The 23,006-nt window shown below is 37.1% G+C and carries 27 protein-coding genes; 2 read left to right on the top strand and 25 right to left on the bottom strand.

The window, feature by feature from the left end; all coding sequences use genetic code 11:
- Positions 1-65 precede the first annotated feature (65 nt).
- The 12 genes from IGJ23_RS08175 to galE all read right to left on the bottom strand — a co-directional run bounded on the left by IGJ23_RS08175 (position 66) and on the right by galE (position 10,801).
- On the bottom strand, positions 66-734 hold the full coding sequence (locus tag IGJ23_RS08175; protein ID WP_025480509.1) for a CpsD/CapB family tyrosine-protein kinase: 669 nt from the start codon (positions 732-734) through the stop codon (positions 66-68).
- A 28-nt stretch (positions 735-762) separates the two neighbouring features.
- Positions 763-1,560, bottom strand: a complete 798-nt coding sequence (locus tag IGJ23_RS08180; RefSeq protein ID WP_207430114.1) for a YveK family protein — start codon at positions 1,558-1,560, stop codon at positions 763-765.
- 19 nt (positions 1,561-1,579) lie between these two features.
- Complete coding sequence (locus IGJ23_RS08185) at positions 1,580-2,434, bottom strand: hypothetical protein (RefSeq protein WP_051641758.1); 855 nt, start codon at positions 2,432-2,434, stop codon at positions 1,580-1,582.
- A 212-nt stretch (positions 2,435-2,646) separates the two neighbouring features.
- Entirely contained in the window at positions 2,647-3,315 is a 669-nt protein-coding gene (locus IGJ23_RS08190) for a class D sortase (protein WP_088744932.1), read from the bottom strand.
- Between the two features lie 31 nt (positions 3,316-3,346).
- Positions 3,347-3,928: a hypothetical protein gene (locus tag IGJ23_RS08195; RefSeq protein ID WP_010718856.1), complete on the bottom strand. Its 582-nt coding sequence runs from the start codon at positions 3,926-3,928 to the stop codon at positions 3,347-3,349.
- 493 nt (positions 3,929-4,421) lie between these two features.
- Entirely contained in the window at positions 4,422-5,450 is a 1,029-nt protein-coding gene (gene tsaD, locus IGJ23_RS08200) for a tRNA (adenosine(37)-N6)-threonylcarbamoyltransferase complex transferase subunit TsaD (RefSeq protein WP_094940616.1), read from the bottom strand.
- Positions 5,447-5,914, bottom strand: coding sequence for a ribosomal protein S18-alanine N-acetyltransferase (gene rimI, locus IGJ23_RS08205; protein ID WP_063627253.1), 468 nt, complete (start codon positions 5,912-5,914; stop codon positions 5,447-5,449). Before rimI (IGJ23_RS08205) ends, tsaD begins: the two co-directional genes overlap by 4 nt.
- A gap of 9 nt (positions 5,915-5,923) precedes the next feature.
- On the bottom strand, positions 5,924-6,463 hold the full coding sequence (rimI, locus tag IGJ23_RS08210) for a ribosomal protein S18-alanine N-acetyltransferase (RefSeq protein ID WP_010737793.1): 540 nt from the start codon (positions 6,461-6,463) through the stop codon (positions 5,924-5,926).
- Positions 6,447-7,169 carry a tRNA (adenosine(37)-N6)-threonylcarbamoyltransferase complex dimerization subunit type 1 TsaB gene (gene tsaB / locus IGJ23_RS08215; RefSeq protein WP_010718852.1) on the bottom strand — a complete coding sequence of 241 codons (723 nt, stop codon included), beginning with the start codon at positions 7,167-7,169 and terminating at the stop codon, positions 6,447-6,449. The genes rimI (IGJ23_RS08210) and tsaB overlap by 17 nt, the downstream gene beginning before the upstream one ends.
- Positions 7,170-7,300: 131 nt before the next feature.
- A complete protein-coding gene (locus IGJ23_RS08220; RefSeq protein WP_178286048.1) occupies positions 7,301-8,281 on the bottom strand; it encodes a LacI family DNA-binding transcriptional regulator in 981 nt (326 codons plus the stop codon).
- A 38-nt stretch (positions 8,282-8,319) separates the two neighbouring features.
- Positions 8,320-9,804, bottom strand: coding sequence for a UDP-glucose--hexose-1-phosphate uridylyltransferase (gene galT, locus IGJ23_RS08225; RefSeq protein ID WP_438774840.1), 1,485 nt, complete (start codon positions 9,802-9,804; stop codon positions 8,320-8,322).
- Positions 9,805-9,811: 7 nt separating this feature from the next.
- Complete coding sequence (gene galE / locus IGJ23_RS08230; protein WP_010737796.1) at positions 9,812-10,801, bottom strand: UDP-glucose 4-epimerase GalE; 990 nt, start codon at positions 10,799-10,801, stop codon at positions 9,812-9,814.
- A 233-nt stretch (positions 10,802-11,034) separates the two neighbouring features.
- On the opposite strand from galE, the gene IGJ23_RS08235 reads away from it, so the two are divergent.
- Positions 11,035-11,202, top strand: coding sequence for a DUF3042 family protein (locus tag IGJ23_RS08235; protein ID WP_010718848.1), 168 nt, complete (start codon positions 11,035-11,037; stop codon positions 11,200-11,202).
- A 126-nt stretch (positions 11,203-11,328) separates the two neighbouring features.
- Here the strand turns inward: IGJ23_RS08235 and IGJ23_RS08240 are convergent, their stop codons facing one another.
- The 11 genes from IGJ23_RS08240 to IGJ23_RS08290 all read right to left on the bottom strand — a co-directional run bounded on the left by IGJ23_RS08240 (position 11,329) and on the right by IGJ23_RS08290 (position 20,842).
- Entirely contained in the window at positions 11,329-13,146 is a 1,818-nt protein-coding gene (locus IGJ23_RS08240; protein WP_438774841.1) for an FAD/NAD(P)-binding protein, read from the bottom strand.
- On the bottom strand, positions 13,143-13,508 hold the full coding sequence (locus tag IGJ23_RS08245) for a DUF488 domain-containing protein (RefSeq protein ID WP_010737798.1): 366 nt from the start codon (positions 13,506-13,508) through the stop codon (positions 13,143-13,145). Before IGJ23_RS08245 ends, IGJ23_RS08240 begins: the two co-directional genes overlap by 4 nt.
- 150 nt (positions 13,509-13,658) lie before the next feature.
- Positions 13,659-14,369, bottom strand: coding sequence for a hypothetical protein (locus tag IGJ23_RS08250; protein WP_438774842.1), 711 nt, complete (start codon positions 14,367-14,369; stop codon positions 13,659-13,661).
- 435 nt (positions 14,370-14,804) lie between these two features.
- Positions 14,805-15,200 carry a rhodanese-like domain-containing protein gene (locus IGJ23_RS08255; RefSeq protein ID WP_010737800.1) on the bottom strand — a complete coding sequence of 132 codons (396 nt, stop codon included), beginning with the start codon at positions 15,198-15,200 and terminating at the stop codon, positions 14,805-14,807.
- A 14-nt stretch (positions 15,201-15,214) separates the two neighbouring features.
- Entirely contained in the window at positions 15,215-16,180 is a 966-nt protein-coding gene (locus IGJ23_RS08260) for an ROK family glucokinase (RefSeq protein ID WP_010718843.1), read from the bottom strand.
- Complete coding sequence (locus IGJ23_RS08265; protein ID WP_010718842.1) at positions 16,180-16,392, bottom strand: YqgQ family protein; 213 nt, start codon at positions 16,390-16,392, stop codon at positions 16,180-16,182. The genes IGJ23_RS08260 and IGJ23_RS08265 overlap by 1 nt, the downstream gene beginning before the upstream one ends.
- 20 nt (positions 16,393-16,412) lie before the next feature.
- On the bottom strand, positions 16,413-17,111 hold the full coding sequence (locus IGJ23_RS08270; protein WP_063627259.1) for a rhomboid family intramembrane serine protease: 699 nt from the start codon (positions 17,109-17,111) through the stop codon (positions 16,413-16,415).
- 13 nt (positions 17,112-17,124) lie between these two features.
- Complete coding sequence (locus IGJ23_RS08275) at positions 17,125-17,670, bottom strand: 5-formyltetrahydrofolate cyclo-ligase (protein WP_010718840.1); 546 nt, start codon at positions 17,668-17,670, stop codon at positions 17,125-17,127.
- A gap of 360 nt (positions 17,671-18,030) precedes the next feature.
- A complete protein-coding gene (locus IGJ23_RS08280) occupies positions 18,031-19,026 on the bottom strand; it encodes a FecCD family ABC transporter permease (protein WP_413138374.1) in 996 nt (331 codons plus the stop codon).
- Entirely contained in the window at positions 19,023-20,012 is a 990-nt protein-coding gene (locus tag IGJ23_RS08285) for a FecCD family ABC transporter permease (RefSeq protein ID WP_438774843.1), read from the bottom strand. Before IGJ23_RS08285 ends, IGJ23_RS08280 begins: the two co-directional genes overlap by 4 nt.
- Positions 20,009-20,842 carry an ABC transporter ATP-binding protein gene (locus tag IGJ23_RS08290; protein WP_201763342.1) on the bottom strand — a complete coding sequence of 278 codons (834 nt, stop codon included), beginning with the start codon at positions 20,840-20,842 and terminating at the stop codon, positions 20,009-20,011. Before IGJ23_RS08290 ends, IGJ23_RS08285 begins: the two co-directional genes overlap by 4 nt.
- A gap of 142 nt (positions 20,843-20,984) precedes the next feature.
- Here IGJ23_RS08290 and IGJ23_RS08295 point away from each other — a divergent pair, with 142 nt between their 5' ends.
- On the top strand, positions 20,985-21,941 hold the full coding sequence (locus tag IGJ23_RS08295; RefSeq protein WP_438774844.1) for an ABC transporter substrate-binding protein: 957 nt from the start codon (positions 20,985-20,987) through the stop codon (positions 21,939-21,941).
- Positions 21,942-22,019: 78 nt separating this feature from the next.
- On the opposite strand, the gene IGJ23_RS08300 is transcribed toward IGJ23_RS08295, so the two are convergent.
- Entirely contained in the window at positions 22,020-22,523 is a 504-nt protein-coding gene (locus IGJ23_RS08300; protein ID WP_438774845.1) for a dihydrofolate reductase, read from the bottom strand.
- 168 nt (positions 22,524-22,691) lie between these two features.
- A complete protein-coding gene (gene rpmG, locus IGJ23_RS08305; protein WP_002320810.1) occupies positions 22,692-22,856 on the bottom strand; it encodes a 50S ribosomal protein L33 in 165 nt (54 codons plus the stop codon).
- Between the last annotated feature and the right edge of the window lie 150 nt (positions 22,857-23,006).

Consider the following 23,006-nt stretch of genomic DNA (forward strand, 5'->3'; position numbering starts at 1 on the left):
GTACTTGATATGCACGATCTTGATCAACATTTTCTTTCAATCATTTTAACACACCATCTCCTACCTCAATAATAGTAGTTGATATCTTTCGACTTCTTTACTCCATTATAGACAATCCCTAAGATATTTGCCTGAGCGATCGTCAATAGTTCCTTTGCTTTGAACAATTCTTGCTTTAGCGTTTTTCGTTCTCTCACGACAATGATTGTACCATCTGTTTTTGAAGCTAGTATCTGTGCATCCGTCACAGGCACAACAGGCGGTAAATCAAAAATGATCAAATCAAAATTTACGCTTAATTCGTCAATGATTTCATTCATTCGGCTTGACTCGAGTAATTCAGAAGGATTGGGAGGTTTTGGTCCACTGGTCATCGTCCACAAATGTGCAATATTTGTTTCATGAATGAATACGAAAGCTGATTCATTTCTTTTTTTTAACAGGTTAGTTAGTCCGTCACTGTTCGAGGTTGAACGAAATGTACTTTCTACACTTGGCTTTCTTAAATCTGCATCAATTAGGAGTGTTTTCTTCCCGCTATTTGCAAAAACAATCGCTAGATTCGCTGAAACAGTTGACTTCCCTTCCTCTGGACCTGCTGAAGTAACGACGATTGTCTTTATATCCTGATCAAATGAGCTAAATTGGATATTTGATCGAACCGTTCGATACTGTTCAGAGATCATGGACGATTGTTTACTAGCACTAATCAGAGGAACACCCTTTTTTTTCATATTATTTTTCACGTATTAGTCTCCTCATCTATTTTCGTGTGAACCGATTTTCTCTGCTTAGATGTGTACGCGCTCGTTGTCTATGTGTATGAGTTCCTTGTCGAGAGTATGTTGTGAGTTGAATCGATTGCCCATTTTCAATTTCCTTATTACTCATTTCACTAATTATCCCTAAGACTGGATACCCCATCGTTGCGAGAAAATACTCATCCTTTACTGTTTTATCCAATATTTCTAACAAGACAGCCATCCCGATCCCTAGAAGTAAACCTAAAAATGCACCAAGAAAAAGATTCAACCGTTTATTGGGTGAAACCGGTAGCTGATTTGCTTGCGCAATTGATGTGATCGTTACTTTATTTACGTCTAAAACTTCTTTTACTTTTTCTTCAAAAGTATAAGCAAGAACATTTGCTATATTCGCAGCTTTTTCAGCTTCATCTGACATCACCTTGATATGGAACATTTGTGAATCTGAAGATTGAATAATCTGAATATTCTTTCTCAATTGATCTTTCGTTAAGTAATAAGCAAATTTATTTTCTAAGTATTCGGTTGCTTCATTAAGTACGATATCTCCTAAAATCATGTCTTTATATGTATTAATCAAGAGTACATTTGCATGTACTTCTGATTGTAAATTATGGTTGACGATTTCGTTTTTCGATTGAACGATCAATTCAGCCGATGAACTGTATGTTGGTGTGATAACAAAATAAGTTATTCCAGTCGCAACGGCGAAACCGCCGATCAATGAACAAATGATCAACAGTATCCGCTTTTTTAACCAGCTTAGTATCTCATTCAAATTAATAACCGCTTCCATCTTTTCGCCCCTTTCTATTCTATTTTTCACGTCGAACTATTTTCTTTCTGAAAAACTCACTTACGCCAAATAGGAACAAGCTCAACAGGATACTGAAAAGACCAAATTTCATAAACATAAAGAGAAAATTTTTCAAATAAGTCGTTAAAAATAAGTATAGAGCTTCAGAATGAATACCCAATCGTTCAATCAATCGAGTTACATACAAATAGGTCGGTAAAGCCCCTACCATTAATCCAGCTCCACCGATCACATAAGCAAGGTAACGGATAATTAAATGAAAGAAAGGTTTGTTAAGCGAAATGATTGCGGAAAATAAGATTCCAAAAAAAGCGACTGCAAAAATGAGCAACAGGTTAAGGGTAGATGTATAAGCCATTATTTTTTTGCCGTATAACGCAAAATAAGGGATTTCGATATCACGCCGAACTGTTTCAATACTCACTTTTTTTAGTTTATTTACTGTGGTTTCAAATTCTGCATTTCTTGGGTAATTCTTTTCTTTTCCATAACTTTCTAATTGGCTTTGGACTGTCTCTTCTATTTGCTTCTCCCCTTCTAATTGAAAGGTTGAGCCAGCATAGATACTATGAATATATTGTTTGATATTATCATTTACTAAGCTTTCTGAAACTGTCTGATTCAACCATTTTTGGGAGATATTGGCACCTCTTCCTACATCAGCAATTGTGTGATTGATCTCTTTAGTGATCGTTTCCCCATAATGTGAGGATTCCACTGCACGGATCATAAAATTTTGATTGAATAAAGTAATCTTAAGAATGCCCAAGACAAAAATTGCAAATAAACTAAGCGAACAGATAAAAGCAAGAATCATTTTTGGCACTTTTCGCCATTGTTTTCTTTTTTTCATAACTATTTTTACCAAATGTAAGAAAAGACCATAAAATTTCACAAACTCATTGCAGCTTAAATTGCCCCACTTCGAAATTTTTTATCCACTAACTTCATTTTTAGTGAGCCAAACAAGCGATTATTCGATTGATCATTTGATTCTTTTTTGGTAAATCCACCTCTTTTCAAAGCGTTTTGCTTAACACATGAGTAGCGCAATTTTTCAATTCATTATTTATCTGGTTGGATCATTGGCCCCTTAATGAGATCGCCTAGAATAAATAATCTTTGATCCGTCATTCCAATACTATCGACTGGATAACAAGTATACAAAATCAGTTTTCCTTGCTGTTTTTGAATTAGAAGTTGACTAATCAATTTCGCATTTTTATCTAAAATCTTTGTTTCGTATACTTGGTAAACATATTCACCATAACTAGTGGAAATGTTAATCTTATCCGTAATTTTGACAGCACTTAATTTTCCAAATTCACTACTATTATGCCCACCAATCAATGTAGTCCCATGTTCACCTGGATACACAGACCCCATGTATTGTCCAGCACCCTCTCGTAAAATATCATCTGAGTCTCCATAATATAAGGGCACATTCAAATTTACAGAAGCAACATCAACCTGTCCATATTGATACCCGCTTCTTGGATAATCGATTTTACTGGAGGGAATGTTCTCTCCTTCCAACTCAATTGTTTTCCGTTTTTCTTCTAACTCACTAGTTGACATACCTTTAGCTGATGGTTGTGTCTTTTTTTCATATTTTGGAATATCCGAAAGCAGAAACAATCGCAAGGAAGAAGTCGTAAACTGAATGACAGGTCGCCCAATAATATACATTAGCGAATAACCCATGATCAAAAAAAAGATAGGGGTAAAAATCATTCCGCCTATTCTTTTTATTTTTTTCTTTTTTTTATGCAAGTTTGACTTTCTTTCCTACGATGAATGCACCTGTCGCAGTCATCATTAAACATCCAATTGCAAGAATGCTTGAGATAGGGAATGTTCCCGTTTGTTTAATCGGTTGTTTCGAGTTGAACACTGCTGAAATCGAGCCATCAGAGTTTTGTGTGCCTAGCTCAACATACCCTTTATTCCAACTTAAAACGACTAATCCTAAAGCATCCGCTGTTGATGAAATCAATTGCTGAATTTCCAAAATTGTTTCCCTAGGGATAATTTTTATTAAATCATTTATCGTATGGACCGATGACAAATCAATGTCTAAATTAGTCAGTTTTTGCTTCACATTTTGGATATTTTTTACTGCTGTATCCACTTGTGACTTGGATAAATCATTTTGTTTTAAATAATTTTCAGTTTGTGTAATATATGTTTGAGGCATTTGAAATTCTTTGCCTTGAATTAAAATAGGTTGAGTCAATTCTTGGATGATCATTTGCTCATCTTGCGAAATCGCCCCGGCAGCATCAACATAAGACGTAAAAAAGAAACTACATAAAATTAAAACCATACTCTGTAACACATATTTCATCTTCTAACTCTCCTTTTCCTATCAAAATAATTAAACAACCATTAAAAAATAACACATAAAAGCATTTCTACCATCCATATTATCATATGTTATTTCTTAAGACAATTAAATAAACGCCTTCAAAACAAATAACCATTGTAATAAAATCACTACTCGCAAAATAACAATTACTATTTAGAAATAGTTATTATAATAAGCGATTTTACTGAGAACATAGTATTTACGTCATTTGTATTCTTAATCTCTAATCCATATTATCGCGAGATCTCTTATTAATATAACGATTTGAACAATAGAACAAAAATTTCCAAATTTAGAAATTTTAAGTCAAAAAAAGCTTGGAACAAATAAAAGATTGTCCCAAACTCTTTAATAGATGTAAAAATAAAAATGATATTCTAACTTTCATATTTCATTAATCAATCGATTTCACTTACTACAAAGTAAGTTTTTCTCAACCGCTCTTGCCATGTATACGAAAATAAGGTGAATTTTACTCATTTCCTCCTTGATTCAATACCAAACTAGGTTTCGCATTTAAACGAAGATCAGCGAAATTGGCTTGTTTCAACTCTACATGCGCAGCTGCTCCAATCATTGCTGCATTATCACCACAAAGTTTTAATGGAGGGATCAGCAGTTCAATTTCTGGATGTTCTTTTTTCAATGCCTCTTCGAGCGTTTCACGCAATCCTTGATTGGCTGCAACTCCACCTGCTACAATCAATTGTTTGACTGGGTATTCGTTACAAGCACGAAGGGTTTTATTTACTAAAACGTCCACAACGCTCGCTTGAAAACTAGCAGCTAAATTATTTGTATCAAGAGTTTCTCCACGTTGTTGGGCGTTGTGTACTAAATTGATAAAGGCGCTTTTTAAACCACTAAAGCTAAAATCATAATTACTTTCATGGATCATGGCTCTTGGAAAATGGTAGGTATCTTCACCACGATGCGCTAACTGATCGATTTCTTTTCCGCTTGGATAACTCAAACCTAAGACACGACCAACTTTGTCATAAGCTTCTCCAGCGGCATCGTCTCTCGTTTCACCGATGATTTGATAGTTTCCGTCTTCCTTCATATAGACTAACTCTGTATGTCCACCACTGACAAGCAATGCTAGTAGCGGAAATTCAAAAGGCTTTTGAAAGCGTGCAGCGTAAATATGACCTGCCATATGGTTCACAGGTATCAAAGGCAAATTGTTCGCCCAAGCAAAAGCTTTAGCGGCAGAAATCCCAATCAGTAACGAACCAACTAAACCAGGACCATAAGTAACCGCTACAGCACTCAGTTGTTCAACAGAAGTGCCTGCCTCCGCCAAAGCATCTTCGATACATAAGGTGATTTGCTCTACATGATGGCGACTTGCTACCTCTGGAACAACACCGCCAAATCTTTTATGGCTGTTAATCTGTGAAGCAATGACATTGGCTAAAATCTCATCACCATTTTTCACAACTGCGACACTCGTTTCATCGCAACTTGATTCAATTGCCAGAATCAATTCTTCTTTCATTTCATCGTCTCCGTTTTTAACTTTGTACTCATAATGATCGCATCTTCTACTGGATCATGATAATAAGATTTTCGTTTCCCTAGTTCTCTAAATTTCTCTGATTGGTAAAGATGACGAGCTGCTAGGTTAGACGTTCGTACTTCTAAATAAACATTATATGTTCCTGCTTGTTTTTCTCGGTCTAATAAAAAGCGTAATAACTGACGTGCATACCCTTTTTTTTGCAATTTTTTTGCCACAGCAATATTCGTGATCTCCGTCTCATCGATAACTTTCGAATAGCCAATGAATCCTTGGAGTAGCGAATTTTCCACCAATAAGTAATATTGCGTATGTGGTTGTTGGATATCCATTAAAAATTGGTCTTTGGTCCAAGGAGAACCATGTTCATATGCTTCCTCACAAAGCGCCCATAAACAAGACGCTAACTGTTCATCTTCAAAGTCATTCTTAGTATAAATCAATTGTACCTCTCATTTTTCTAAATATTTGATCATTTCTAATCCATCTTCATTTGTTTGGGTATAATACCCTTTTTTTACTTTGTTCGATTGAAATCCTAATTTCCGATAGAGTCTTTGGGCATCTTGATTACTCATTCTCACCTCTAAAGAGAGTGTGTCACAGCGATTCATTATAGCAAATTTTTCAATTTCGTCAATTAACAATGTACCGATATTTCTTCGTTGGTACACAGGAATAACCGCAATATTTGTAATATGGCAATCCAAGCCAAAAATTCTCGCACCTATAAATCCAATTAACTGTTCACCGTCTAGTATTCCTAAATATAAATTTTGAAAAGGTGAATTTAATTCAGAAAGGAAGGCACTTTTTGTCCATGGTAATTCGCCATTGTATACCTGGCGTTCAATCGATAATAAATCTTTGATATCTCGAGGTATCAGCTCTTTTATTCGATAGCTTTTCCCTTGATTTTCAATTATCTTAGTAGCAAATTCTTTTTTTTCATAGAATAAACTTCTAGCATATGCTTTAAATTTTTTCAACATATCTTTCGTCTCCAGGAGTGTGGGTTTCCAACCACTTTTCCTCTGCTTCTACTTTTTTCAAATAACGTGGTACAAAATTGGTTAAATCTCTTACTGGTTCACGATTGGCCCCTAATGTTGCAATCGTACAGCCATTAGGAAGATCCCATTCAAGCACCTTATTTATTTCTGCTTCATGTAATACTTCCTTTATTTCATTCGTAAATTTTTGCGTATCTGTTCCGACAAATAAGATAGGTTCATCGAACTGAGACAGTTGCTTAAGCAGTTCTTCAATTGAAATATGTACATCTTCAAGAACTGTTTCTAATTTTCCATTTTGTCTTCGGTACACACCAGCATAAACATTTTTTCTTCTTGCATCAAATAAAGGCACGATCAACCCATTTACGTTCCGGCAATTAGCAGCAATTGCTTGTAAACTTGAAATCCCCACAAGTTCTTTACCCAATGTATATGCAAGTGTTTTTGCAGTAGTTACACCGATTCTTAGACCGGTGTATGAACCTGGTCCATCGGAAACAGCAATTCGATCGATAGCGGTTGGTGCTAATCCGAGTGCTGAGAATAATTGATCGATAGCCGGCATCAAACTAACGCTATGATTTTTCTGTTTATTGATTTGGATTTGCCCTAAGACAGTATCATCTTCAATCACGCCGATCGCTAAAGTTTGATTAGCGGTGTCTATCCCTAATGTAATCATTTTGATGCATCCTTTCTACTAACTTCTATCGTTTTATATTGTAGCATACTTCTTGCTAAGAAAAAGACAATTCATTTCAGAAAAAAAGAAAAAAAGTTGCAATCATTCGCAACTTTCTCTTGATTTGTTCTTTAGTTTTTTGTAGACTCACGCAAGATAAGATCCGTTTCTACAATGATTTTTCTCGAAACAGGTGCTTTTTCATTCATCATTTGTAACACGGTCTCTACCGCCAGTTCCCCCATCCATTCCGTGTGAACTTTGACTGTCGAAAGAGCTGGGGAAACATATTTTGCTACACTAATGTCATTGAATCCGATCAATGAGATATCCTCAGGTACTTTCAGACCTTTTTCGTTAATTGCCTTCAATGCACCGATCGCTAGTGTGTCATTTGCTGCAAACAGCGCCTCAAACGAATACTGTCCACTATCTAAGTATTCTTTGACTTTCCGATAGCCAGATTCAACTGAAAAATCTGCTTCAATGATCGTTGTAGTCAATCCTTTACCAGCCATGATTTGTTGGTAGGCGGCAATCCTTGGGTCATCAATCCGTTGATGTCCTTTTTTGGTGTATTCCCTACCAGCAAGCATTGCAATCGCTTTTTTATCCTGGTTAAAAAAATAATCGATCACTTTTTGGATACTTGTTTGAAAATCAACGATTAATGAATTAATGTTATAGGGTGTTCCATCAAAATCAACTAATAACAGATTGCTTTGTGTCTGCTTCAATTCAATCAACTGCTGATCATCGAATTTTCCTAGAGCAATCGTTCCATTTGTCGGTCTATCACTGATAGCGTCCCACGTTTCCTTTAGCAAAGTCACATTTGATTCCTCTGCCTTTTTCTCTATTCCCAAACGAATAGCAAGATAATAGAGATCCTCTAATTCTTCTTGATCATTGTACCATTGGATCAAACGCAACGACTTTTGATTCAACGATGTGTTTCTATGATGCTTCGTGTAATTCAGCTCTTCAGCAGCCTCAAAAATTTTTCTTTTCGTTGCTAGGCTAACTGATAACTCCTGATCATCATTTAAGACTCTTGACACAGTAGCAGGAGAAACCCCTGCCAACTTTGCAATATCTTTAATCGTTGCCACTTGTTTCTCCTCCTATCTATTCCACTCGGGCATTCTTCTTAAAGCGTTGCAGTAAAGCGTTGGAAAGCTTCTTGACCTTTTATATCGCGTTTGAATACCCCTGAATCTTCCAACACACGAGCAAAAACTTTACCAATAGCTTGCTGAACGATCTCGGTTACTGTTTCAGTTGTCACATTTGGATGGTCGGCTTTCAAGCCCTTCGCCCATTCCATGTGATACTCAGCTATCTTATTTTCTTGTCCAAGCAAATACTTTTCTACTTCTGCCATTTCTGATTTTAAACGAGGTGGTAAAACAGCTAATCCCATGACTTCGATCAAACCGATATTTTCTTTTTTAATATGCTGAATATCTCGGTGAGGATGGAAAATCCCTTCTGGATGTTCGTCAGAGACATTGTTATCTCGTAACACTAAATCGAGTTCAAAATAATTTTCGCGTTTTCTAGCAATTGGTGTAATCGTATGATGGGGCGTACCATCTTTAGAAAATGCCGTCACTGCTACCGCGGGATCTGAATATTGTTGCCATTTTTCTAAAATACTATTAGCAGCTTCTACTAGGATTTCTTTCCCCGTCGCTTGCAGACGAATGACAGACATTGGCCATTTGACAACACCTGCGATTACTTGAGGATAATCCGATAATTTGATTAATCGTTCGATTGGAGCTTTAGCCATTGGAAATTCATGGCGCCCTGCTTGGTAATGATCATGTGACAGAATCGATCCTCCAACAATTGGCAGATCTGCATTTGAACCAACAAAGTAGTGTGGTAAAACCTCTGTGATTTTTAATAAACGTGAAAATGTTTCTTTCGTAATCTTCATAGGACGATGCTCTTCTGACAAGATGATCGAATGTTCATTGTAATAAGCATATGGAGAATACTGAAATCCCCAACTTTCCCCATCAAGATTCATTCTGATGATTCGATGATTGGTGCGAGCTGGATAATTTAAACGTCCTTTATAGCCTTCATTGTTCATACAAAGCATACACTCAGGATAATCAACTTTTTTGGCATGTTTTTCGGCAGCAATTTGCTTAGGATCTTTTTCAGGTTTGGATAAGTTGATCGTAATCTCTAATTCGCCATATTCTGAAGGATACGTATACCTGATATTTTTCGCAATCGCTCTGGTTTTGATATAATCATTTCTTTTACTCAATTGATAAAAGTAGTCTGTTGCTTCTTCTGGATTTGTTGCGTAATGTTGTGCAAAAAACGCATTGACTACTGATGGTGGTGGTGTTAAAAAATCCATTAATTGTGCTTCAAAGATTTCGATTTCAGCTGGTAAATCAGTAACCACTTCATTTTTTTTGGCTTGTTCGACTAACCGATCAAGTAACACCACCGATTCTTCTGAAACAGGGCGCACTTCAGTGTTTTCCAAAGCCTCTTCGCCGATCATTCCCAAAATTCGATTTTGTAAATAAATTCGATCCATTTCCATCCAGCCACCAGCTTCAATTGCCAGTGTCGTAAAATCACAAATCGTTTGACTGATTGCCATCTTCTCTCTACTCCTCATAACCATGGGGATGACTCACATGCCAATCCCAGGCTGTTTTAATGATTTCTTTTACATCTGTGTAAGCTGGTCGCCAACCTAAGATTTCTTCAGCTTTAGCACTGGAAGCGACCAACCGGCTTGGATCTCCGGCTCTACGTGGTGCCACCTTAGCTGGAATTTCTCGATTTGTTACTTCTCTAGCCGCTTCAAGCATTTCTTTGACGGAGTAGCCTTGATTGCTCCCTAGATTAAAGAAGTTACTTTCATTCCCCGCTCTTAAATATTCTAAAGCTAAGATATGGGCATCAGCCAAATCTTCCACTTGAACATAATCTCGGATGCATGTTCCATCGGGTGTATCGTAATCATCACCGTAAATCGCCAAAGAATCACGTTGACCTAGAGCTACTTGGAGAATAATAGGAACTAAATGCGTTTCTGGTGTGTGATCTTCCCCAATCGATGCATCTGCTTTTGCACCTGCTACATTGAAATAACGCAATGCTACATATCGCATGCCATAGGCTTGGTCACACCATTTCATCATTTTTTCCATCATCAGTTTGCTTTCACCGTACGGATTTTTTGGATTCGTAGGAGTTGCTTCGGTAATTGGTGATTCTGTAGGTTCACCATAAGTGGCTGCTGTAGATGAAAAGACAATATTCTTCACATGATATTCATGCATCACTTCTAACAATATTTGCATACCATAGACATTGTTATTAAAATACTTCAATGGTTTCTCAACAGACTCTCCCACTAATGAACTAGCTGCAAAATGAAGGACTCCTTCGATCGTTTCTTTTTCAAAAACAGACTGTAAAAAAGATTTATCCCGAATGTCACCTTTGTAAAATTGTGCTTTAGGATGAATTGCTGCTTGATGCCCCGTTAATAAATTATCCACTACTACCACTTGATAGTTTTGATTGATCAACCGATCAACAGCATGTGAACCGATATAACCTGCGCCACCCAATACCAAGATTGCCATGAAAACACTCCTTTTTTTACAAAAGCAGCAAAAAGTACGTTTTGAATCGTTTGAAACTATGACTCTTTTGTTTTTGTTGCCTTTGCTATTTATTTAGTAAATTTATAATAAAACATTTAGTAAATATTTTCAAGGGAAATTTGTAAAGGTTTCCAATAAATAGACGTCAGACTAGCCTTTTTTTTCAATTTGTTACATAATAGAAGCAACAACTAATAAACGAGGTGGATTTAATGAAAAAATTTGTATCTGGAATTTTAGTCGGTAGTCTTGCAACAGCGGCAGCTGTTGCTGGATTGGTAGCTTCAGTTAAAAAAACAGTAATCGATCCCATTGATGAAAAAGAAACAATGATCGAAGAAAATCGTAAAAAAGCGATGCGTAAACGTGTAGCTCGCTAATCTTTAAACGATTCAAGAAAATCATCCCTTTTATAACCCAAAGAATCATTATTAATTAGTAAAACACAACCGATCTTAAAAGTTAGATGAATGATCTAGCCTTTAGAGTCGGTTGTGTTTTTTGCTTCAATTGGTTGTCCTTCCAAGAATCAGCTGTGCCACTTTATCGATTTGCCTCAAATTCCAAGCATCGGTATATGGTCGTGAGACTGTAGCTGTCAGCCAATCCACACCTTCGACCGGAATCCCTAAACAATATAAATTTTCTTCTAGCTCTCCCTGTTTGTTCCAGACTTGATTGGTGCTTAGTTTGATATCAATTGCACCAGTTTCATACACGCCAGTCGGGTCCTGATAAGTAAAAGGACGAATCAGCTGATGTTTTTTCAAGCTATTTAATGCTGGGTTCTTTGTTTGTGTCAAATCCGTCTGCGGGAGTCGGGCTTCAATCAAGTAGCGACTTTCAATCCGTTGTCCCTCGTTTTCTACGATAAAGAAACCGGCCTCTGTTTTGATTTCCAGCGGCGGGGAAACGATTGTGAAAATACCCGCATCAATCAGAGCGGCTAATTCTCTTGTCCGAACAACTGGCGGACCGATCGTGAGAAAAGCATTGAGCTTAGTAAACCAACCCCATAATACTTCTCTGTATTCTTTGGCAGTGAAGATGCCCCATTCAATGACCAGATGGACAGGATCACGCCAATCTTTTAACGCATCAAAAGCTGAAGCAAGCGCCCCAGTACAATTTCCTTTCATTGATTCATTGATTTGATAATCAATAAACCTTCGACTTTCTTTTTGAAAGTCATGCTTCTCATGATAGATAGGCGTTTCAAAAAAATCCCACTCCCATTGATAAGGCTGTAATTCAGGAAATTGTTTTTGCCAATCACTTTGATCACGTGTTAAAAAGATTTGTTCAAATAATACTGGTGAAATAGCTAGATGTTTTTCCTCAATTAATTTCTTATAATAAAAAAGTTCGACATCTTTTTTTAGCAAGTCGAAAAACAGTTTCCCAGTTAATTGTTGATTTTGATAAAGCTTTGCTAAATTTTCTTTGATGATCAATTTAGGAACAGCCATTGCTCCTCCCCGTTTTTCATTTTTTCCTCGAGGAAAATAGGGTAACCCTTTTCTAGACCCGCAGTATACGATCGGCTCACGTCCAGACGGCAAATATACCAATTTCTCTCCTTGTTTTTCAAACTTACCTCCTCTATTCTCGGTAAGTAAACCTACATAATCAAAAAAACTTAGACCTAATCCTCTAAGAATCACTGTGGCTTTTGGCGGAATAGTTTCTACGGGAACATCAGCTGGATTTGCTGGCGGTTGGTAGAACAATTGCTCTTTTTCAGCATAGTCATAAAACCTTTTCTCGTCTTTGGATACTTTATTTTCCCAATGTCCCGTAGTAATCACTAACTGATCTACTACTAAATGCTGTTCGTTTGTTTTCAAGTAAAAACCTGTCTTTATCTTATCAATCTCTTTCACTAAGGATCGAACGATAGTGAATGAATGCGGTGCTAATTTTTTTAATTGTTCATAAAACCACTGCTGGTACAAGCCATAAAAACATCTGGTGGCTGGTTCATTGGCACGTAAGCGCTCGGCTTCTGCCAAAAAAAATTCTTTATTCACAAACTGTTGCTTTTCGATATACTTTTTCGCCTCTGTTTGGCTCCATTGATATAAATTAGGCCCCGGTGAAATCTCTCCGCCACTTGTTAATGTTTCATCTGTAAAAAGCGTAACTTGCTGAGAGACTGAGTTCATCAATAACTCTGTTGGTTGATCGAGCCGCCAGACTCGGCCACCAGGCCCATCAGGATCGAATAAACAGATCTGGATATGTTGGTTTTTCCGATTGTTTCGGATCAATCGTTCTACCATGCTTAGTCCTCTGGGGCCTGCCCCAACAATGCCAATAATCATCGATTCAGCTTCCTTTCCATCAACGCTTTTAGCACCACGGCTTGATTTTGCTGTTCATTCTTTGCACCATAAACTAAGGTCACGATTGGATAGTTTTGACAGAGTTCAGCTAACTGCTTGACTGCTAATTGCTTTTCTTGATCTGTCATTAACTCTTCTAGGTATTTTTCTTCAAAAACAGGAAAACGCTCAGGAAGATGTCCAAAGAATTTTCTCAACTCAGTACTTGGTGCAATCTCCTTTAACCATAGATCAATCTGTGCTTTTTCCTTTGATATCCCTCTTGGCCATATTCGATCAACTAAAATTCTAAAGCCATCACCCTTTTCGCGCGCACTGTACACTCTTTTCAGTTTGATCATTTTCTCCACTTCTTTCATTGCTTATACATTGATCATAGCATAAATGATTAGATTCTCCTTTGATTATGTCATAGCAAAAAACCGTGGCTTGATTTCTGTTAGTACTCCCTAAATGCTAAATTTCAATTTTGCACGATCTATGGATACTTGCTAGTGATTCCTATCTCCCTTTTCTAGAGGGATAAGGTGTTGGCGTTGGTTATTATTATGACAAGCATCATTAGTTTTGCTCGGTTTTCGTCTCAATATTTTTTTTAAAGGTACTCTCCTCTTATCCATTTCAAGTCCTTGACGATTTGTTATATTCTCTGGTTTATCTGTGTTACTCTTTCTGAAAATGTTTAACGATTGACCCCACTTCTTAATCCTTTTCCTGAACGTTAGCTTTTCAGTTGTCAACTTACTTGTTTTTTGTTCTTGAATGTTTTCTGGTTTTGAACTATCTTTTTGTTCGACCGATTGATCTTCTGTTATTATTTGTGGAGAATCTAATGCGCTCTCTATATTTTCTATAACCACAGAATTGGTTATAGAAACTCTACTTTGGCTTGGACCATCATGGCTGATTAAGCGTTTTATGTTATAGTCCTTTACGACCTGCTGATATAATTGGGCAGAAAGATCTAGTGAGTATAATACTCTCCCAAGTTCAGATTGCTCTACCTTCTTATTTATAATCTTAGACACAACCGATTCAACGATATCCTCATATGTCTTTCCTTTTAATTTACCAGCTAGTGAAACCTCAATCGTTCCAACAAGTTTATCAAGTTCCTTTTTTCTTTTTTCTGTTATTTCTACTTTTTTTACTATTTCTGCAGGTTGTTGCTCAGCGAAAGTTTCATTAGATATTTCTGGCATTGTCTTTTCTCCCCCATTGTTTGATTTATCATTGAATCATCATACATGACGTACGCAATGGAGATAGAACTTTTATTTCTGGAAAGAATAAAATTTAGTATTTTATCTTGTGCGATCTAATGAATTCTTTTTATTCCCGTTGCCTAATCGAATAATCAGTCATGCAATTTTCTAAAAAGTATCTGTTACTTTATATACAAAAACTTCTGATAAATTGGCTCTATCATTTGTGGAACTGGTGAATGTATCAATCCCAAAAAGTAAGACCAAAATCTAACTTCTGGTGGTTACTACAGAATCAAAGTTGATCCTTCAGCCCCATTTTCCTTCCAAATGAAATAACAAAAAATCTGAGACAGAATGAGGTTCATTCTGACCCAGATTTGACTTTACACGACTCATCAGGATTGACCGATAATTTGACGTCATGACGTTCTATACTTTTTTACTTTTAATCTTGCCAGACCAGCCATCATATCCACCTTTTAAGATATAAATATCTTGGTAGCCAGCTTTTCTTAACTTATTCGCTGTACGAATACTTAAGCTTTTCTTTTGGTCGTAGATATACACCGGTTGATCTTTTCGGATAGATCCTAATGAATCTTTTAAAACAGTATAAGGGATATTTCTTGCCCCTAAAATATGTCCTGCATCAAACACGTCTTTTTCACGAACATCAATGACTTGTGCCTTACGCATCCCATCACGAAATTCTTCTTCTTCCAGTGTTTTTGCAGAACGTTTTGCCATTACTCGTAGATAAACTTCCCAAAACACAATAGCAAGAATAATCAATAGCAAAATGATGTTAATTACCCATAAAACCATGTCATTCCTCCACGTTATTCCGCAAATTTCAAGGCTAATGAAGCAGCACCGATCACGCCAGCTTCATTTCCTAATTCTGCTAATTTGATTTTTGTTGATTGTTGTACTTGAGGGAACGTAAATTGGTTGAAATATTTTTCAACACGACTACGTAAAAATTCCCCGGCAGCAGATACTCCGCCGCCTAAAACAATACTTGATGGGTTCATAGTGTTCCCTAGATTACCGCAAGCTAATCCTAAGTAGAAACAAACACGATCAACGACCATCAGACCAAATGGATCGTCTGCTTGTGCCATTTCAAAAATATCTTTACTTGTTACTTCTTCTCCATTATCAAGCATTGCTTTTAATTTTGAATCTCCGGCATACTCTTCTGCTAAGAAACGTGCTAAGCGAACTACACCTGTTGCACTTGAAACTGTTTCTAAGCACCCTCTTTTACCGCATGTACATTCAAAACCTTCTGGGTCCACTGTAATGTGTCCAATCTCGCCACCTGCACCAGCAACGCCGTGGATCAAGTTCCCAGCAGCAACGATTCCGCCACCGACACCCGTTCCTAAGGTAACAAAAATAACGTCAGGATCATTTTCCCCTGCACCTTTCCAGCGCTCACCTAAAGCAGCAACGTTCGCATCGTTATCAATAGCAAATTTGATTCCAGTTCCTTCTTCAATTTGTTTTTTTACGTATTGAAGTTCAGTCCAATTTAAATTGTAGGCTCCAATCACTGTACCTGCTTCACTATCGACACTTCCTGGTGTTCCCATACCGATTCCGATGAAATTTTCAGCATTCATGTTATATAATTTGATACGATGATTTACTGACTCGATAATTTCCGGAATAATATGTTTACCGTCATCCAATATATTGGTATCGATGCTCCATTTTTGTTGAATCTCTCCTTCTGGTGTTAGAATTGCAAATTTTGCTGTTGTTCCACCTAAATCAATCCCAATAATTTTTTTGTCCATTACAAGTTTCCTTTCTTTCGGCTTTCTTCCACTCGGTGCTCTCGTTTTAGTATGCGCCACGCTGTCATGTATGTATCATGATCGATCAAACGACTGTCATGAAGATTCTTCAATTCAATCGTCATTAATTCAATATCATAGATACGTGACCCAACATAGACAAAGATGCCAAATCGTTTGAGCAGTTGTTGCACGTCATATAAGCTCTCCATCTCAAAGCACTTCCTTCACATTATACAAGTAATCCGTAGTTTTTTAAACCCAATAAAACACATATTATCAAAAGAAATCCAAAAACAAGCGTAGATAGGATTTTTTGATGAATCGAGTAATTGGTCACTTTCTGTGGTAGGCCGATGATATTTCCTATAAGCAAGCCACCAACAATCCCACCGAGATGCCCCCAGATATCGACTGAGGTATCCGTCAAACCAAATACAAAACTGATAACAATAAACAACATGTAATGACGAATCAATTGGCGAACCTGAGAGTTATTTTTGAAATGAAATCCAAGAATGAATAACGCACCAAACAAACCAAACAAAGAAGTACTTGCTCCACCAGATAGAACGCCAAGATCGTTGAATGCAAAACTCGCTGCATTCCCAAGGATACCACTAAACAAGTAGATCAAGAAAAAACGCCAATGACCGTAGAGTGTTTCAATTTGGTCTCCCATAAAATATAAAATCAAAGAATTCATGACAAAATGCACCAGTCCAAAGTGAATGAAAATCGGTGTAATAAACCGCCACCATTCATTTCCAACTACAATAGACGGCCCAAACATGCCTAAATATGCTGGAATATTTAAAAATGGAAAGAACTCCATCATTGCAAACACGATGGTTTGTATCGCTAAAAACAAATAAGTCAAAATTGGTCTTCTTAGCCAAGCGTTTAATTTTAATTTCTGTTGATAATTCATGTAACCCTCCTTATTATTTATCGATAAACAAGTGTTGCACTTTTTTATCAAAACTTTCTGGTACCCATTGATTGTTTATTTGTTCTTGAAAAACCAGACTACATGTCTGGTTCGGATAATTGGCTAGATAGCGATCATAGTAGCCTCCACCAAAACCAATCCGATAACCATTTTGATGATAAACAACCCCTGGAACGATCAGCAAATCGATAGCGTCCGGTGAAAAAGAATGATCAGATAATGGCTCCAGTACGCCAAAAGCGGTGCGTTCAAATCGGGTATCCGGATCAATTTTAAAAAAACACATTTGACGTTCAGGCAATGTCTTAGGAACAAGTATGGTTTTACCCTCTTCCCATGCCTTTTCAATAATTGGGGTCGTAGCCACTTCTATCTCATTTGCCATCGTCAAACCAACCACTTTTGCTTGCTGCCATTCATTACTTTGAAAGAGTTGTTGGTAAATTTTTTGCTCTTTTTGCTGCTTCTGTTCACTTCTAGCAATCTTTTGTAAATTTTCAATGCCAATTTTTCTAAGTTTTTCTTTAATATGACTCAAACGTATCAACCCACCTCTCGTTAAAATGGTAGCGGAAAATAGTAAAAATAGCAATTTAACTTTTTAAATAAAAAGAGTTTTATAAACAGAATTTAAGACATCACTCTCACTCTTTATTCTAAAAACGAGTAAACGGTGTTCACGCATCAGCTCCTTGAAATAAGCCTGAATTTTTCAAAACATGAGAAGCTGTTAAAAAAATTCTTTCTTATTGTCATTGGAGCTTTCCGATGCCTTCACGACCTCTGATTCACTCTTTTCATTTGAATAGACAGAATAATCGTAGTCTCAAAATAACGAGAAACTACTTTGGGAAACACTGCTTACTCAACACAATCGTTTCTTCCCCGTATTTATTTTCTAAGCAATCGTTTGTTTGGAAAATAATAAATATAAGAAATATGGAGCTCCTAGGACCGCAATTAAAATCCCAGTAGGAATCTCACCACTTGGTAGAATCACTCGTGTAAGAACATCTGCAATCGTTACAAAAAATGCCCCAAATAATCCACTCAAGATCAAGGACAGTTGATTTTCTCTTCTGACGACAAATTTAGCCAAATGAGGAGCTAACAAACCGACAAAAGATAAGCTGCCAGCTACCGCAACGCTTCCGCACGCTAAAGCAACAGCGAGTATTAATAGGATTTTTTGACTTTTCTGCACGTCTAATCCTAGACTTTGCGCTCTTTCTTGACCAAAAGATAATAAACCAATTCGTCGACTGTAAATCAACACGAAAGGAAGCAAAATGACTGCCCAAGGTAACAATGAGAAAACATATGGCCAACTAGCTCCCCAAAGTGAACCTGCTAACCAGGAATTAACAAAACCATAGTTTTCTTTCGACAATTTAATCGTAAATAAAAGCATCAATGCAGACAATCCAGCATTGACTGCAATTCCTGATAGTAAAAGCCGGTTCATCCCTAAAAAACTATTTCTCGTATAAGCAAACAAGTATACAAGTAAAGCTGCAAGCAAGCCGCCTAAAAAAGCCACGATCAATAGTAAAAACGGAAAAGTTTGGTTGGCATAAAAGCCCAAATAAATCATAACGAAAAAACCTGCTCCAGCGTTAATGCCCAATATGCCAGCATCAGCTAGTCTATTTCTGGTAACTCCCTGCAAGATAAAGCCTGAAATACCTAAACACATACCAGCAAGAAGACTGATTAATAGACGAGGGGCACGAAATTCATAAACAATCAACTCTTGGATTGCCGAACCCTTCCCTTGAAACACCTCAGCTAATTGATCAAATGGAATAAATGGTGTGCCAATCATTAAACTTGCAACTATACTAACAACTAATAAAACAAATAAAACAACTAGTGATCGGTAACTTCTTTTCATCCTTGTTCCCTCCTTACTTGGAGTAGTAAAAACGGTACACCGATCAAGGAAATAATTAAGCCGAATGGCGTTTCAAATGGCGGATTGATCATTCGTGCAACATAATCCGCCAACATCACTAATCCTCCACCTACTAAAAAAGAGGCTGGTAAAACATACCGATAATCGGAACCAATGATTCCTCGGACGATTGGTGGAACCATCAATCCAATAAATGAAACTGGTCCAACTAATGACACCGCCATTGCAGCTAACCCCGCCACTAATACAAATGCAAAAAATCTGATCCGTCCAGGGTTGCCTCCTAATGCCAAGGCATGTGACTCACTTAAGTTGACCAACGAGATGGAGCGACCTAGCAAAAAAGAGCCACTAACTGTCAACAGGTAAATCGGAGCCAAAATTTCCAATTGATGCCAAGTGACATTCGCAGCACCTCCCACGAACCAAAACGCCAAGTCTTGTTGCAAATTGAATAGTTGTGTCAGCGCTTGACTAATAGCTGTAAAAAAAGTACTGATCGCAACACCTGCTAAAATCAATTGAAGTGGATTCATCCTCATTTTTGAAAAACGTAAGAAACCAAAGACAAATAACGTAACTACCAACGAACCAAGTAATGACAGTAAAAAAACAGAAAAAGCAGAAGCTTGTGGCCAAAACGCAAAACAAAGAGCCATTGCAAGTGATGCTCCTGCATTAATTCCTAATAACCCTGAATCAGCTAAAGGATTCCGCGTCACCCCTTGCATCAATGCGCCACTAAGAGCAAAACAGCTTCCGACTAAGAAAGCCCCCAGCACTCGAGGCAACCGAATCGTTCGGATAATCAACTGCGATTGAACTGAGTCGTCAAATTTAAAAATCGCTTGCCACAAATTAGAAAAGTCGACAACCGCCGCTCCATTGGCTAACGCAAAGACAAATATACTAACTACTCCTAGCAACAATAGGGAAAGAATCATTCGTTTCCTCTTTGTCTTCATTGTTCATCCTCCTTACGATCATTGATTAAATCGTAAGACAAAACAACGGGTTTATTCGTTTCAGGCAATTCGATGATCTGCGCTTCAATTTCATAGATTTCCCTCATCCATGACGTTGTGATTACTTCATCAGGTGTGCCTTGAACCACTATTTGTCCTGCTTTCATCCCAATTAAATAGTCAGAAAAGCGAGAAGCGTGATTGATGTCATGGATCGACATTAAAATGGTTGTCTGTTTGATACGATTGATCTCTTTCAGTAAATGTAAGATTTCCAATTGATGCGCAGGATCTAAAAAAGTGGTTGGCTCATCTAAAATCAAAATATCCGCTTCTTGGGCTAAAGCCATCGCAATCCAAACTCGTTGAGCTTGTCCACCTGATAGACTCGAAAGCTCTCTTTCTTTCAACTTAGTTAGTTGTGTCGCTTCCAACGCCCATTGGATAGCATGTAGATCTTCTTCATTTAATCCACTAAAAAATTTTTGATAAGGATAACGACCATAAGAGACCACCTCTTCGACAGTCATGCCTAAAGGGTGTTCACTACTTTGGGCTAACAGTGCAATTTTTTGCGCTAACATCTTAGGACTATATGTAGAAATTTCAGATCCATCTACGATAATCTTTCCTTCTTTGACAGGTAACAGTCGAGTAAAACTTTTTAATAAAGTTGATTTACCACTGCCATTAGGACCAATCAAACTTGTCACTTTTCCTTCTGGTATCTTGATAGACATTTTTTCAATCACTTGTTTATTTAAGTAACCCGTTGTAATATCAACAGCTTCAATCGTCGTCAAATTTTTCATCCTTTCCCTGAAAATCATTCTCAATTATGAAGCTCCTTCACAAATTCGTCAAGTTTTACTCTAAATGGCTCATTCTCGAAAATAGTTGACATGACCACTATTGTCAGGAATAATATCAATTGAGAATGATTATCAATGAAAATCCCTTCAGGAGGAAAAAATGAAACTAAAAAAGAATATCTTTACCATTGGGGCCACAGTGTTGCTGCTTAGTTTACTTAGCGCCTGCTCTTCTTCAAATAATTCATCCAATTCAACTGACACAGCAGGTAATGAAACAACTGCAAAAACTCACCTAGTGACTGATACCTTGGGTCATAAAGTCGAGATCCCTAATCAACCAAAACGAATCATCGGGAGTTACCTCGAAGACTATCTTATCGCTTTAGGTGAAAAACCTGTTGCTCAATGGACAGTTGGTAGTGGATCGATTCAACATTATTTACAAAAAGAATTAAAAGATGTTCCCACGATCTCTTATGATCTTCCGTATGAAAAAGTCTTAAGTTATGAACCCGATCTTTTATTGATCTCTTCTTCGGCTACAGTTGAAGGAGGTAAATACGAGCAATACAGCAAAATTGCGCCAACCTATGTCGTAAAAAATGGGAATGATGTCACTTGGGAAACCCAACTAAAAGATATCGGAAAAGCATTAAATAAAGCACAAGCAGCAGAAAAAATCATTACTGATTACCAAAAAAAGGTGAAAGCCACTAGACAAAAACTCGCAGATAAAATCAACGGCAAAACGGCTGCTGTTTTATGGGTGACGAATAACTCAGCATTTATGGTTAGTGAAACACGTTCAAGTGGAAGAATCATTTACGGTGATCTAAAATTTGGTGTGCCAAATCTAGTTACTGAAATCTCTAAAAGTGCAACTTCAGATTGGTCAGCTGTCTCTGCAGAAAAATTAGCAGAGTTAGATGCAGACTATCTCATCTTAGTCAACAGTGATGAAAAAGCTGCGATGTTTAATGAAGCAACTTGGCAAAATTTAAAAGCGGTCAAAGAAAATCATGTCTTAGAATTTGGTCCTGAATCTAGTTGGCTCTATAATGGTCCAATAGCTAGTCAAAATATGGTCAATGATATCAAAAATAATTTGAAATAAATCACCTGAACAAGAATAGACGTTCACCTTCCTTTCTTTACAAATTGGAGTGAACGTCTTTTTTTATTTAACTATGTGCTAAACCACTTTGCTCATTTTTTGCCATTTCTGAAATCGATGAGGGTATTGATTTTCTTGGTTGACAATTCCTTCATGTTCTTCCACTAATTCAAAACTTGTAAAATCGATTTCTCCAATAAATGTATCCCCCTCAAACTCTGCATCAATTAATGTTCGCCAGATGATTTTTGTTTCTGGTAACAAAGCTTGAAAAATTCGACTTCCTCCTGACACATAGATATCTTCAGGTATATCCTTGGCATATGTCAAAAGTTCATCAATCGAATGAAGGACTTCCGCATTTTTTTCTACTTTAAAATCTTTTTGAGTAGTTAACACAATGATATGCCGATAAGGAAGAGACAATTTGCCCATGCCTTCATATGTCTTTCTTCCCATCACTAATATTTTATCCATCGTATGTTCCCGAAAAAAACGCATATCGTTTGGTAACCTCCAAGGAAGCAGACCATCTTTTCCAATCAAACCATTCTTGTCTTGTGCCCACATTGAAATAAACATGTGTTTCATCCTCTCAAACTGAATTTGAACAAACGATTTCAATCATACAAGAAAAACGACCCTGTTACAAGAAAAAGAGTCGCTTGTCAGGTTTATGGTTTCATTCAACCTTCACTATTAAAAAAAGTCTAGCTTCCTAAAAAGGATTCTAGACTTACGCTGAACTAATTATTTAGTTTCACGGTGTAAAGTAACTTTACGTTCGCGTGGGCAATATTTTTGTTTTTCCAAACGATCAGGGTTGTTACGTTTGTTTTTGCTTGTTAGGTAGTTACGTTCTTTACAAGAAGTACACTCTAAAGTAATGTTTACGCGCATGTTTTTCCCTCCCATTTTTTACTAGAATCCTCTAAGATGACTCTCAGACTTGATTATCTTACCATGATTTCCACTAGATTGCTAGCCTTTTTACAAAATTTGTTAAGTAAAACTACTTGACGAAAGTTATCTAAATAACTACTTGTTAAACAAAATCTTTTCCTT

The sequence above is a fragment of the Enterococcus sp. DIV1682a genome, from assembly GCF_051711005.1.
In the GTDB taxonomy this organism is placed as follows: Bacteria; Bacillota; Bacilli; order Lactobacillales; family Enterococcaceae; genus Enterococcus_B; species Enterococcus_B hirae.